Source organism: Vibrio sp. 10N.222.51.C5 (genome assembly GCF_041474575.1).
In the GTDB taxonomy this organism is placed as follows: Bacteria; Pseudomonadota; Gammaproteobacteria; order Enterobacterales; family Vibrionaceae; genus Vibrio; species Vibrio crassostreae_C.
Map to the genome: position 1 here is coordinate 132412 of NZ_JBFRUJ010000007.1, position 13527 is coordinate 145938.

Genomic DNA, 13527 nt, shown 5'->3' on the forward strand with positions numbered 1-13527 from the left:
CATTTCTACGGTCATATGTGATGCGAAATCTAACTATCCTTGGCGCTACCGGCTCAATTGGTGCAAGTACACTAAAAGTCGTTGAGCAAAACCCAGATCTCTATTCGGTCGTGGCACTGGCTGCAGGCTCGAATGTTGAAAAGATGCTGGCGTTAGTTGAAAAGTGGCAACCAAGCTATGTTGCTATGGCTTGCTCTGATGCAGCGTCTCAACTGACTGAAGTGTTGTCCGTGAGTTCCCCTAACGTAAAAGTACTTTCAGGCACTGAAGGCATGTGTCAGGTTGCTTCTCTAGAGGAAGTGGACACGGTAATGGCCGCGATTGTTGGTGCCGCTGGTTTACTTCCTACTATGTCTGCGGTTAAAGCGGGCAAGCGTATCTTGCTTGCAAACAAAGAAGCTTTGGTGATGTCTGGGCAGTTGTTTATCGACGCCGTGGAAAAATACGGTGCAGAGCTGCTTCCTGTCGATAGCGAGCATAATGCTATTTTCCAATGCCTTCCGCAGAACGTACAAACTAACCTAGGCCGCTGTAACCTTGAAGAAAACGGCATTAACCATATTCTTCTGACTGGTTCTGGTGGTCCTTTCCGTTATACCGATGTGGCTGAACTCGAATCAGTGACTCCTGAACGCGCAATTGCACACCCTAACTGGTCTATGGGGCCTAAGATCTCTGTTGATTCAGCAACTATGATGAATAAAGGGCTAGAGTACATTGAAGCGAAATGGCTATTTAATGCTTCTCAGGAGCAGTTAAAGGTCATCATTCACCCGCAGTCTGTGATTCACTCGATGGTTCAGTACAAGGATGGCTCTGTGCTTGCTCAAATGGGCGAACCAGATATGGCAACGCCAATCGCTTTGACGATGTCTTACCCTAATCGTACCGAGGCGGGTGTTAAGCCTTTAGACTTTACTAAAGTGGGTGAGCTTACCTTCTTAGAACCAGATTTCAGTCGTTACCCGTGTTTGAGGTTAGCGATTGAAGCGTGCTACTTAGGTCAGCATGCGACAACAGCCATTAATGCAGCAAACGAGATCGCGGTCGATGCTTTCTTGAACAATCAGGTGAAGTTTACCGATATTGCTGTCATTAACGAACACGTTATGAGCAAAGTATGTGAACAACATAACTCTGAGGGTTTAGATAGCTTGGAAAGCCTTCTCGAGCTCGATAATATGTCTCGTCAAATAGCCATTCAATTTATTAAAGAGCAGCTAGCATGAGTGGAATTCTGTGGAACTTCGCATCTTTTATCGTAGCGCTTGGCATTCTGGTTGCTGTTCATGAGTTTGGACACTTCTGGGTCGCTCGTCGTTGTGGTGTGAAAGTTGAAAAATTCTCGATTGGTTTTGGTAAATCAATCTGGAGTAAAGTGGGCCGTGATGGTACGGAATACAGCTTGTCAGTGATTCCACTGGGCGGCTACGTTAAGATGCTCGATGGTCGTGTTGACGATCTTTCTGAAGATCAACAGCAATACGCTTTCGACAAGAAGCCGCTTTGGAAACGAACGGCGATTGTGGGTGCAGGCCCTGCATTCAACTTTATCTTTGCGGTGTTCGCGTATTGGTTAGTATTTTTGATTGGCGTACCCGCGGTTAAGCCCGTGATTGGTGAAGTCACTCCACAATCTATTGCTGCACAAGCCGGAATTGAAACTGGAATGGAACTTAAATCTATTTCAGGAATCAAAACCGCAGATTGGGAATCAGTCAATATGGGGTTGATATCGCACATTGGTGATCAATCCATGACAGTGACGGTTGCTTCTCAAGACGACATCGGCTTTGAGCAACAAATGACATTGGATATTTCAGACTGGTCGTTCAACCCAGAAACTGAATCTGCAATGACAACGCTGGGCTTTAGACCGTATTCTCCAGAGATATCGACCGTACTGGCTCAAATCATTGATGATGGCGCTGCATACGATGCAGGTCTTGAAGCTGGCGATAAAATTGTTGAGATTAACGGGCAACCTATTGAACAGTGGCAGTCGGTTGTTGAGTTAATCCGTTCAAACCCGATGACATCCTTGGACCTTGTAGTCCTGCGAAATGGTGCCGAGCAGTCATTGGTTATGACACCAAAAAGTCGAGAGCTTTCTGATGGTTCGACAATCGGCTATGCAGGTATTGCTCCGGAAGTCGCAGAATGGCCAGAAGATTATCGCTTTGAGTTACAATTTGGTGTAATTGAGTCTGTAGGAAAAGCATTTGATAAAACAGGTCAAATCATTGGATTGACACTGACAATGCTTAAGAAGCTCATCGTTGGTGATGTTGGCTTAAACAACTTGAGTGGCCCTATTTCAATCGCTAAAGGTGCAGGTACAACCGCCGATTATGGTCTGGTTTACTTCTTGGGCTTTTTGGCTCTGATTAGTGTTAACTTAGGGATTATTAATTTGGTTCCGCTGCCTATGCTTGATGGCGGACATTTGCTGTTTTTCGCTATTGAGGCCGTTACTCGTAAACCGGTACCTGAGAAAGTTCAGGAAATGGGATACAGAGTGGGAGGGGCAATCCTCTTCTCATTGATGGCTCTGGCAATATTTAACGATTTTACTCGTCTGTGAATGGTTTCTCACAGGCATTGGTAGTAGCAAGGAATAATTAGAATAAGTATGGCGATTAAGCAAATTCTGTTCGCAAGTCTATTGGCCACTAGTGTGGCTGCGAACGGAGCACAAAACTTTGTAGTTCAAGATATCAAGATCGAAGGTTTACAGCGTGTTGCACTTGGTGCAGCTCTACTGAAAATGCCAGTACGTATTGGCGATGAAGTGGATGAAAGCGATGTGTCTGAGATCATTCGTGCATTGTATGCTTCGGGCAACTTTGAGGACGTTAAAGTACTTCGTGATGAAGGTGTATTGATTGTTCAAGTTCAAGAACGACCGACCATCGCAAGCATCTCATTCTCTGGTAATAAAGCGATTAAAGAAGAACAGCTTCAGCAGAACCTAGATGCGTCTGGTGTTCGTGAAGGTGAAGCCCTTGACCGTACTACGCTGAGTAACATTGAAAAAGGCCTTGAAGATTTTTACTACAGTGTTGGTAAGTACAACGCGACAGTAAAAGCGGTTGTGACACCTCTGCCACGTAACCGTTCTGACCTTAAGTTTGTGTTTACTGAGGGCGTATCCGCTAAGATTCAGCAAATCAACTTTATCGGTAATGAAGTCTTCTCTGACTCTGAACTGCTTAGTCGTTTCAATCTGAATGTTGATGTTGCATGGTGGAATTTCCTTGCGGATGAAAAATACCAAAAGCAAGTATTAGCCGGTGATATCGAAGCGCTGAAATCTTACTACCTTGACCGTGGTTACCTTAAGTTTAAGGTTGACTCTACGCAGGTGGCGATCTCTCCAGACAAAAAAGGTGTTTACATCACGCTTGGCCTCGATGAAGGCGAAGCCTACACCGTTAAAGATGTCTCTTTCCGTGGTGAATTAATCGGTCGTGAGGCTGACTTCGAAGCGTTAGTGCCATTCGAAGACGGCGATACGTACAACGGTTCTTCGGTAACGTCTTTGGAAGAGAACGTAAAACGAATTCTTGGTGAATCTGGCTACGCGTACCCACAAGTTCGCACGATTCCTGAATTTGACGATGAGACCAAAGAAGTGTCGTTGGTTATCAATGTAGAAGCGGGCAGCCGTATCTATGTTCGTGATATTCGATTCACGGGTAACAACTCAACGAAAGACGAAGTACTGCGTCGTGAAATGCGTCAAATGGAAGGCAGCTGGCTTAACTCTAAGTCCATTGATACCGGTAAGAGCCGTCTTAACCGTTTAGGTTTCTTTGAAACGGTTGATGTACAAACAGTGCGTGTTCCTGGCAGTGAAGACCAAGTTGATTTGGTTTACAACGTTAAGGAAGCGAACTCAGGCAGTATCAACTTTGGTGTTGGCTACGGTACTGAATCAGGTGTTAGTTTCCAAGTTGGTTTGCAACAAGATAACTTTGCAGGTTCAGGTAACCGTGTTGGCGTAAGTGCCATGATGAATGATTACCAAAAGAACGTGAGCTTAGACTACCGTGACCCATACTGGAACCTTGATGGTGTGAGCTTAGGCGGTAAGATCTTCTACAACGAATTTGAAGCCTCTGAAGCGGGCATCGTCGACTATACCAACCAAAGTTACGGTACCAGCCTAACATGGGGTTTCCCTATGGATGAGCTGAACCGTATCGAGTTTGGTGTGGGCTATACGCACAACAAGATCGGTAACGTACCGACTTATATCCAAGTTGAACAGTTCGCGAGAAGTATCGACCAATACGGTGACGAGCACATCTTAACCGATGACTTCGATATCAATATTTCATGGACGCGTAACAATTTGAACCGTGGTTTCTTCCCAACTGAGGGTAACCACCAACGTGCTTTCGCTAAAATGACGGTACCAGGCTCTGATGCTCAGTACTTCAAAATGCAGTACGATGTAAAACATTACATCCCGCTGACCAAAAAGCATGAGTTCACACTATTGATGCGTGGCCGATTAGGCTATGGTAATGGTTATGGTCAAACAGATGGTAACGATAACTTGTTCCCATTCTACGAGAACTACTACGCAGGTGGTTTTACAACCCTACGTGGCTTTGGTTCTAACTCAGCTGGCCCGAAAGCCGTTTACGGAAGCAGCACAGGTAACAACCCAACCTACGATACCGCTACTGACGATTCAGTAGGTGGTAACGCGGTTGCTTTGGCAAGCTTAGAGTTAATTGTACCAACACCGTTTGCTTCTGATGAAGCGCGTAGCCAGATTCGTACCAGTGTCTTCTTCGACATGGCAAGTGTGTGGGACACAGAGTTCGTAGACCGTGGTGCACCGAATAGTGGTGGCCAGTACTACTACGATTACTCTGATCCAACAAATTACCGTTCATCTTATGGTGCAGCCCTTCAATGGATGTCACCGATGGGCCCACTGGTTTTCTCTCTAGCGAAACCAATTAAAGTTTACGAAGGTGATGATGAGGAATTCTTCACATTCACCATTGGTAGAACTTTCTAATATTTAAAGGACAATATTTTGAAAAATATGATTAAAGCAGCAGGTTTAGGCCTTGTAGTTCTTAGCTCTTCTTTCTTTGCAACAGCTGCTGAAGCTGCGCAAAAAGTGGGTTATGTAAACACTGCACAAGTATTCCAGGCTCTACCTCAGCGTGAAGTTGTTCTTCAAAAAATGCAGGAAGAGTTCAAAGACAAAGCAGCTGAGCTACAGAGCATTCAAGCTGAAGCTAAAACGAAGATTGAAAAGCTTAAGCGTGATGGCGAGCTACTAGGTCCTGACGAAGTTGAGAAGCTACGTATCGAAGTAGGCCAACTAGACAGCAAGTACAAAATCAAAGCTCAAGCACTAGAAAAAGCAAGCCAACGTCGTGAAGCACAAGAGAAGCAGAAGCTATTCAAAGTGATTCAAGATGCTGTAACGAAAGTTGCAGAGAAAGAAGGCTACGACATGATCGTTGATATTCAAGCTCTGCAATACGGCAAGCCAGAATACAACATCTCTGAGAAAGTAATTAAAGCACTGAAATAAGTTTTATGAAGAATCTGACTTTAGCCGAATTGGCAACGATTACCGGGGGAGAGCTACACGGAGATGGTACAATTACCGTTTCAGCAGTCGCTCCGATGGATAAAGCGCAAGAAGGTAACATTACGTTCCTTTCTAACGTGAAGTACAGCAAGCACCTAGGTGACTGTAAAGCGTCCGCTATTATGGTTAAAGAGAGTGAGCGTGAACTGTGCAAGACTAACGTGATTGTGGTTAATGACCCTTATGTTGCTTTTGCTAAAGTTGCTCAAGCGCTTGATACTACTCCTGCTCCCGCAGCGGCTATTGCTGATTCTGCTTCAATCTCTAGCGAAGCAACCATTGGACAAAATGTGTCTATTGGCGCGAACGCTGTGATTGAGTCTGGTGTAGTACTTAGTGATGATGTGATCATCGGTGCTGGTTGCTTTATTGGTAAAAATGCAAAAATTGGCGCAGGCACTAAGCTGTGGGCTAACGTAAGTGTTTACCATGAAGTTGTGATTGGTGAAGGATGTCTGATCCAATCAAGTACTGTTATTGGCTCTGATGGCTTTGGCTATGCGAACGAGAAAGGTGAGTGGGTTAAGATCCCGCAAGTGGGTTCTGTTCGCATTGGTAACCGCGTAGAAATCGGCGCGTGTACTACCATTGACCGTGGTGCATTAGATGACACAATCATTGAAGATAACGTTATCTTAGATAACCAACTTCAAATTGCTCACAATGTTCACATCGGATATGGTTCTGCTCTTGCGGGTGGTACTATCATCGCAGGCAGCACGACGATAGGTAAGTACTGTATTATTGGTGGCGGCAGTGTGATTAATGGTCACATTGAAATCGTTGATGGCGTTACAATCACCGGTATGGGGATGGTAATGCGCAGCATCACTGAGAAAGGCATGTACTCTTCAGGTATTCCTTTACAGCCAAATAAAGATTGGCGTAAAACAGCAACGCGTGTTCATCGAATTGATGAAATGAACAAGCGTTTGAAAACCGTTGAAAAACTTATCGAGAAGAGCGCGGAATCATAATTCCAGCATTTCTAATAAAAGGCTCGCGTACAGCGAGTCTTTTTCGTTTATAATCCTTCTAATTAAATAAAGAATATATATAGGAATACGACTTTGACTACTGAACAGACAACGATGAACATTACTGAAATTCAGGAACTATTACCTCATCGCTACCCATTCTTAATGGTTGATCGTGTGACTAGCTTTGAAAAAGAAAAAACACTGACCGCAATTAAGAATGTCTCTGTTAACGAACCTCAGTTCACAGGCCACTTCCCTCAGCTTCCTGTATTTCCAGGCGTGTTGATCTTAGAGGCAATGGCACAAGCAACAGGCCTTCTAGCATTCAAATCTTTCGGTGCGCCTTCTGGCAACGAGTTGTACTACTTTGCTAGCGTAGATAAAGCTAAATTCCGTAAGCCAGTAGTACCAGGTGACCAACTGGTTATCGAAGTTGAATTCTTAAAAGAACGTCGTGGCATCGCATCGTTTAATGGTGTTGCTAAGGTTGACGGCGTAGTTGTATGTTCAGCTGAACTTAAATGTGCTCGTAGAGAGTTTTAATATGATTCATGAAACAGCGAAAATTCACCCGGCAGCAGTAATCGAAGGTGATGTAACTATCGGTGCTAACGTGACGGTTGGGCCTTTCACTTACATTGCTGGTAACGTGACAATTGGTGACGACACTGAAGTGATGTCGCACGTTGTGATCAAAGGTCACACAACCATTGGCAAAGAAAACCGTATCTTCCCACACGCTGTTATTGGTGAAGAAAACCAAGACAAGAAATACGGCGGCGAAGACACAACAGTTGTGATCGGTGATCGCAACGTAATTCGTGAAGCGGTTCAAATCCATCGTGGTACGGTTCAAGACAAAGCAACCACAGTGATTGGTGATGACAACTTACTTTGTGTTAATGCTCACGTAGCGCACGATGTTATTGTTGGTAACCACACTCACATTGGTAACAACGCTATTCTTGGCGGTCACGTAACGGTTGGCGACTACGCTGGTGTTATGGCACTGTCTGCGATTCACCCATTCTGCTCAATTGGTGCTTACGCATACATTGGTGGCTGTTCTGCAGTTGTTCAAGATGTACTGCCGTACGTGCTTGCACAGGGTAACCACGCGGCTCCATTCGGCCTTAACCTAGTAGGCTTGAAGCGTAACGGATTTGAGAAACCTGAAATTCGTGCACTACAGAAAGCGTACAAAGAGTTATACCGTTCAGGTAAAACACTTGAAGAAGCGAAAGCGGCTTTAGTTGAAATGGCGAAAGAGTTTACTTCGGTGGCTCCTATGCTAGAAATGCTAGAGAACTCTGAGCGCGGTATTATTCGTTAATACTGGATGTGGTTGTGTACCAATCCGCGTAAGTATGACAATAATTACTTAATCAGATTGGTATAACAAAAAGATCGCTAATCATTAGGCGATCTTTTTTGTTTTAGGCAAGAAGGGAATTGGAAAACTATGGCACAGCAAGAAACAGCAACCAACAGCACGGACTTTGTTTCGAATGAACCACTGCGCGTAGGTATCGTTGTCGGAGAACTCTCTGGTGACACGCTTGGCGAAGGTTTTATCAAAGCAATCAAATCGAAGTACCCGAACGCTGAATTCGTGGGTATTGGCGGACCAAAAATGAAGGCGCTTGGTTGTGAGTCTCTTTTCGAGATGGAAGAGCTGGCTGTCATGGGCTTAGTTGAAGTACTTGGCCGTTTACCTCGCTTATTAAAAGTGAAAGCAGAGCTGGTAAAGTATTTCACTCAAAACCCGCCAGATGTGTTTGTGGGTATCGATGCGCCCGATTTCAACCTAAGGCTTGAGTTAGACCTTAAGAACGCTGGCATCAAAACGGTGCATTACGTGAGCCCTTCAGTGTGGGCTTGGCGTCCCAAACGTATCTTTAAAATCGACAAAGCAACTGACTTGGTATTGGCTTTCTTGCCGTTCGAAAAAGCGTTCTACGATAAATATAACGTTGCCTGTGAGTTTGTTGGTCACACGTTGGCAGACGCGATTCCTTTAGAGCCAAGTAAACAAGATGCTCGAGAGCTGTTAGGTCTTGATCAAGACAAGCAGTGGTTAGCCGTACTGCCGGGCAGTCGTGGCGGTGAGATGGGTTTGATTGCTCAGCCATTTATCGAAACTTGCCAGCGTATTAAGCAGAAGTATCCGGATATCAACTTTGTTGTTGCGCTCGTTAACGAGCAACGTAAAAAGCAGTTTACTGAAATCTGGCAATCGACCGCACCTGAGCTTGAATTCACGTTAGTCGAAGATACGGCAACCAACGTGATTACCGCCGCTGATTCTGTGCTTTTGGCTTCAGGTACCGTGGCTCTCGAATGTATGTTGCTTAAACGCCCTATGGTGGTTGGTTACAAAGTAAATAAGCTGACGGGTTACATTGTTAAGAAGTTGGCGATCACTGAGTTTGTGTCACTGCCGAATATTTTGGCCGGTGAAGAGATCGTGAAAGAGCATATTCTTGAAGAGTGTCACCCAGACTTTTTGTTCCCGTCTGTCGATAAAATGCTATCAGCCGATAACAGTGCCTTGATCGAACGCTTTACCGAGATGCATCACTGGATCCGTAAAGACGCAGACAAACAAGCCGCTAACGCAGTATTGAAATTGATTGACCGACCTTTTGTTGAAGCATAAAGCGCTTACTTACAGAATATTAAGAGATTAGTTATGGCAGTAAAAGAGAAAAAAGAGCTTCCTCCATTTGAATACCCGCAAGGCTACCAGCTGTTTGCTGGCGTGGATGAAGTAGGACGTGGCCCTTTGGTTGGCGACGTGGTGACTGCTGCGGTTATCCTCGATCCAAACAACCCAATTGAAGGCTTGAACGACTCAAAGAAATTATCTGAGAAAAAGCGTCTTGCGCTGCTTCCAGAAATCAAAGAGAAAGCTTTAGCGTGGTCTGTCGGTCGTTGCTCTCCACAAGAAATTGATGAGTTGAATATTCTGCAAGCGACGATGGTAGCTATGCAGCGCGCTATCGCAGGTTTGAGCGTTCAACCTGATATGGCGTTGATAGATGGAAACCGTGTCCCAGAACTGCCGATGGATGGTCTTGCGATTGTGAAGGGTGACTTGCGAGTGGCTGAAATCAGTGCGGCGTCTATTATCGCAAAAGTCGTTCGTGACCAAGAGATGGAAGATCTTGATAAACTTCATCCAGAGTTTGGTTTTGCTAAGCATAAAGGTTACCCGACCAAAGCGCATTTCGAAGCGATTGAAAAACATGGTGTAACCGAGCATTACCGCAAGAGCTTTAAGCCAGTAAAACGTATTCTTGGTATAGATTAGAGCTTTACGTTAACTAGAGCTTGGCATCTAATAAAGTTGCTAACTTGTATTAGAAAAAAATAGAATACACACAGTTGTAATCCTAGGCTCAAACCTAGAACTCAGGAAAAATAATGTCAGATCCAAAATTTGTTCACCTACGCGTACACAGTGACTTTTCGATGGTGGATGGACTATCCAAGGTGCCACCATTAGTTAAAAAAGTCGCTGAAATGGGTATGCCTGCTCTAGCATTGACCGACTTTACCAACCTGTGTGGTTTGGTGAAGTTTTACGGTACTGCCCATGGGTGTGGGGTTAAACCTATTATTGGTGCTGACTTCTTGATGCAGTCTCCGGAGTTCGGTGACGAGTTGACCAAGCTCACCGTTATCGCAACGGACAACAAAGGTTATAACAACCTAACGCTACTTATCTCGAAAGCTTACCTTCGTGGTCACGTTCAGCATCAGCCTGTTATTGATAAAGAGTGGCTGATTGAGAATGCTGAAGGCCTGATCATTTTATCGGGTGCGAAGGAAGGTGAGATCGGTAAAGCGTTACTGAAAGGTAACCGTGAACTGGTTGCAAGCAATGTCAAGTTTTACAAAACATACTTCCCTGATCGTTTTTACCTTGAGCTGATTCGTACCGGACGTCCGGATGAAGAGTCTTACCTGCACTTTGCGTTGGAACTGGCTGAGCAGGAAGACTTGCCTGTTGTTGCAACCAACGAAGTAGTATTCCTAACTGAAGACCTGTTTGATGCCCATGAAATCCGCGTGGCAATTCATGATGGTTTCACTATGGTCGATCCTCGTCGTCCTAAAAATTACAGCGCGCAACAGTATCTTCGTAGCGAAGAAGAGATGTGCGAGTTGTTCTCCGATATCCCTGAAGCACTTGAGAACAGTGTTGAGATTGCTAAGCGTTGTAATGTAACGGTTCGTCTGGGCGAGTACTTCCTGCCTAACTTCCCAACGGAAGGTTTGGCGATTGAAGACTTCTTGATCAAGAAATCTGAAGAAGGCCTTGAGCGACGTCTAGCGTTCCTATTCCCAGATGAAAAAGTGCGTGCTGAGCGCAGACCGGAATACGATGAGCGACTCAAGATTGAGCTCGAAGTTGTTAACAACATGGGTTTCCCAGGTTACTTCTTGATCGTAATGGAGTTCATCCAGTGGTCAAAAGACAACGATGTGCCAGTAGGTCCTGGCCGTGGTTCTGGTGCCGGCTCTCTAGTCGCTTACGCCTTGGATATCACCGATCTCGATCCACTTGAATACGATCTACTTTTCGAACGTTTCTTGAACCCAGAACGTGTATCCATGCCCGATTTCGATATCGACTTCTGTATGGATAAGCGTGACCAAGTTATTGATCACGTGGCTGAAATGTACGGTCGTGATGCCGTTTCTCAGATCATCACCTTTGGTACCATGGCGGCAAAAGCGGTAATCCGCGATGTAGGCCGTGTACTGGGTCACCCGTTTGGTTTCGTCGATCGAATTTCAAAGCTTGTACCGCCAGATCCGGGTATGACGCTAGAGAAAGCATTCCTTGCTGAACCTGCATTGCCAGAGCTTTACGATGGCGATGAAGAAGTTCGTGAGCTGATCGATAAGTGTCGCATCCTTGAAGGTTGTACGCGAAATGCCGGTAAGCACGCAGGTGGTGTTGTTATCTCACCCACCACGATCACCGATTTTGCGCCAATCTATGCCGACGCAGAAGGTAACTTCCCAGTAACGCAGTTCGATAAGAATGACGTTGAAACGGCTGGCTTGGTTAAGTTCGACTTCTTGGGGCTGCGTACCCTGACCATCATTGACTGGGCGTTAGGCCTAGTGAATCCACGTTTGAAGAAAGAGGGGAAAGAACCGGTTCGTATCGAGTCGATTCCTCTTGATGACCAAGCGTCATTTAACCTATTACAAAATTCTGAAACCACCGCGGTATTCCAGCTGGAATCGCGTGGTATGAAAGACCTTATCAAACGTCTACAGCCCGACTGTTTTGAAGATATTATCGCATTGGTAGCCTTGTTCCGTCCGGGTCCTCTGCAATCAGGCATGGTAGATAACTTTATCGACCGTAAGCACGGCCGAGAAGCGGTTTCATACCCTGATGAAACGTGGCAACACGAATCGCTGAAAGAGACGCTAGAACCTACGTACGGCATCATCCTGTATCAAGAGCAGGTAATGCAAATCGCACAGATCCTTGCTGGCTATACGCTTGGTGGAGCGGATATGTTGCGTCGTGCGATGGGTAAGAAAAAGCCAGAAGAGATGGCAAAGCAGCGTGGTACCTTTAAAGAGGGTGCTGAAGCCAATGGTGTTGATGGCGAGCTGGCCATGAAGATCTTTGACTTGGTAGAGAAATTTGCGGGCTACGGCTTTAACAAATCTCACTCCGCAGCATATGCACTGGTTTCTTATCAAACGCTATGGCTGAAAACGCACTACCCAGCGGAATTTATGGCTGCGGTAATGACGGCAGATATGGATAACACCGAGAAGGTTATTGGCCTTGTTGATGAATGTTTCCGTATGAAGCTCAAGCTTTTACCACCAGATATCAACTCGGGTCTGTACCGCTTTAACGTGGATGAAGATGGCGCGATTGTTTATGGCATCGGTGCGATCAAAGGGGTCGGTGAAGGCCCTATTGAAGCGATTATTGAAGCGCGAAATAAAGGTGGTTACTTTAAAGACTTATTCGACTTCTGTGCACGTCTTGATCTGAAGAAGGTTAATAAACGTGTTATCGAAAAGTTGATTCTATCCGGAGCCTTAGATAGATTAGGTCCTCACCGAGCGGCGATGATGGCATCTTTGAAAGATGCGGTGAAGGCAGCGAGTCAACATCACCATGCCGAGTCTTTTGGTCAATCTGATATGTTTGGCGTGTTGACCGACGCTCCGGAAGAGGTTGAACACAAGTATACCCAAGTGCCTAAATGGCCTGAGAAGGTTTGGCTTGAAGGTGAACGTGAAACGCTTGGTTTGTATTTAACGGGTCACCCGGTTAACGCTTACATCAAAGAGTTAGCGAAATACACCAGCTGTCGTTTGAAAGATGCCACGCCAACGCGTCGTGACCAATCACTAACAATTGCAGGCTTGGTGATTGCTGCGAGAGTGATGACGACGAAGCGCGGCACGCGAATTGGTTTGATGACACTTGATGACCGTTCGGGCCGAATGGAAGTGATGTTGTTCTCGGATGCGCTCGATCGCTACGCAGAATTGCTCGAAAAAGACAAAATTGTGGTCGTTTCCGGACAGGTCAGCTTTGATGATTTCAATGGCGGGCTTAAAATGTCCGCGCGCGAGGTCATGGACTTAGGAAGCGCCCGTGAGAAATATGCTCGTGGGGTGTCGATATCTATCGACCAATCCCAAATTAACGGTCAATTTTTTGAACGCTTTAGTCAAATCTTAGAACCTTATAGAGCCGGAACGGTCCCAGTCAATGTATACTACCAGCGTGCCGACGCTAGAGCGCGGTTAACATTGGGCACAGAATGGCGCGTGACGCCAAGTGATACATTACTAGACGAATTAAAACAGCTGCTTGGAAATAGCCAAGTAGAACTCGAATTTAACTAAAATTTAGCTTCGCGA

General features: G+C 45.5%; 10 protein-coding genes. All 10 read left to right on the forward strand.

Translation table 11 applies throughout. From position 1 onward, the window contains the following. Positions 1-20: 20 nt before the first annotated feature. Positions 21-1229, forward strand: a complete 1209-nt coding sequence (gene ispC, locus AB4558_RS02445) for a 1-deoxy-D-xylulose-5-phosphate reductoisomerase (RefSeq protein ID WP_372051864.1) — start codon at positions 21-23, stop codon at positions 1227-1229. Continuing rightward, entirely contained in the window at positions 1226-2584 is a 1359-nt protein-coding gene (rseP, locus tag AB4558_RS02450) for a sigma E protease regulator RseP (RefSeq protein ID WP_372074710.1), read from the forward strand. The genes ispC and rseP overlap by 4 nt, the downstream gene beginning before the upstream one ends. Before the next feature lie 48 nt (positions 2585-2632). After that, positions 2633-5038: an outer membrane protein assembly factor BamA gene (bamA, locus tag AB4558_RS02455; RefSeq protein WP_017069384.1), complete on the forward strand. Its 2406-nt coding sequence runs from the start codon at positions 2633-2635 to the stop codon at positions 5036-5038. Positions 5039-5065: 27 nt separating this feature from the next. After that, on the forward strand, positions 5066-5566 hold the full coding sequence (locus AB4558_RS02460; RefSeq protein ID WP_017056311.1) for an OmpH family outer membrane protein: 501 nt from the start codon (positions 5066-5068) through the stop codon (positions 5564-5566). Between the two features lie 5 nt (positions 5567-5571). After that, complete coding sequence (gene lpxD, locus AB4558_RS02465) at positions 5572-6603, forward strand: UDP-3-O-(3-hydroxymyristoyl)glucosamine N-acyltransferase (protein WP_171732507.1); 1032 nt, start codon at positions 5572-5574, stop codon at positions 6601-6603. Positions 6604-6696: 93 nt separating this feature from the next. Beyond that, on the forward strand, positions 6697-7149 hold the full coding sequence (gene fabZ / locus AB4558_RS02470; protein ID WP_009847408.1) for a 3-hydroxyacyl-ACP dehydratase FabZ: 453 nt from the start codon (positions 6697-6699) through the stop codon (positions 7147-7149). A 1-nt stretch (position 7150) separates the two neighbouring features. Next, the gene (gene lpxA / locus AB4558_RS02475; protein ID WP_050644950.1) at positions 7151-7939 is read left to right on the forward strand and encodes an acyl-ACP--UDP-N-acetylglucosamine O-acyltransferase; all 789 of its coding nucleotides are present in this window, start codon (positions 7151-7153) and stop codon (positions 7937-7939) included. 129 nt (positions 7940-8068) lie between these two features. After that, positions 8069-9265: a lipid-A-disaccharide synthase gene (gene lpxB, locus AB4558_RS02480; protein ID WP_372074708.1), complete on the forward strand. Its 1197-nt coding sequence runs from the start codon at positions 8069-8071 to the stop codon at positions 9263-9265. A gap of 33 nt (positions 9266-9298) precedes the next feature. Beyond that, on the forward strand, positions 9299-9919 hold the full coding sequence (gene rnhB, locus AB4558_RS02485) for a ribonuclease HII (protein WP_017063371.1): 621 nt from the start codon (positions 9299-9301) through the stop codon (positions 9917-9919). A gap of 113 nt (positions 9920-10032) precedes the next feature. Continuing rightward, positions 10033-13512: a DNA polymerase III subunit alpha gene (gene dnaE / locus AB4558_RS02490; RefSeq protein WP_017063372.1), complete on the forward strand. Its 3480-nt coding sequence runs from the start codon at positions 10033-10035 to the stop codon at positions 13510-13512. Positions 13513-13527 lie beyond the last annotated feature (15 nt).

What these genes read in the sequence shown, in the direction of transcription:
- ispC (WP_372051864.1), top strand. Translation starts at nt 21, where the DNA reads ATGCGAAATCTAACTATCCTTGGCGCTACCGGCTCAATTGGTGCAAGT.
- rseP (WP_372074710.1), top strand. Translation starts at nt 1,226, where the DNA reads ATGAGTGGAATTCTGTGGAACTTCGCATCTTTTATCGTAGCGCTTGGC.
- bamA (WP_017069384.1), top strand. Translation starts at nt 2,633, where the DNA reads ATGGCGATTAAGCAAATTCTGTTCGCAAGTCTATTGGCCACTAGTGTG.
- AB4558_RS02460 (WP_017056311.1), top strand. Translation starts at nt 5,066, where the DNA reads ATGATTAAAGCAGCAGGTTTAGGCCTTGTAGTTCTTAGCTCTTCTTTC.
- lpxD (WP_171732507.1), top strand. Translation starts at nt 5,572, where the DNA reads ATGAAGAATCTGACTTTAGCCGAATTGGCAACGATTACCGGGGGAGAG.
- lpxA (WP_050644950.1), top strand. Translation starts at nt 7,151, where the DNA reads ATGATTCATGAAACAGCGAAAATTCACCCGGCAGCAGTAATCGAAGGT.
- lpxB (WP_372074708.1), top strand. Translation starts at nt 8,069, where the DNA reads ATGGCACAGCAAGAAACAGCAACCAACAGCACGGACTTTGTTTCGAAT.
- rnhB (WP_017063371.1), top strand. Translation starts at nt 9,299, where the DNA reads ATGGCAGTAAAAGAGAAAAAAGAGCTTCCTCCATTTGAATACCCGCAA.
- dnaE (WP_017063372.1), top strand. Translation starts at nt 10,033, where the DNA reads ATGTCAGATCCAAAATTTGTTCACCTACGCGTACACAGTGACTTTTCG.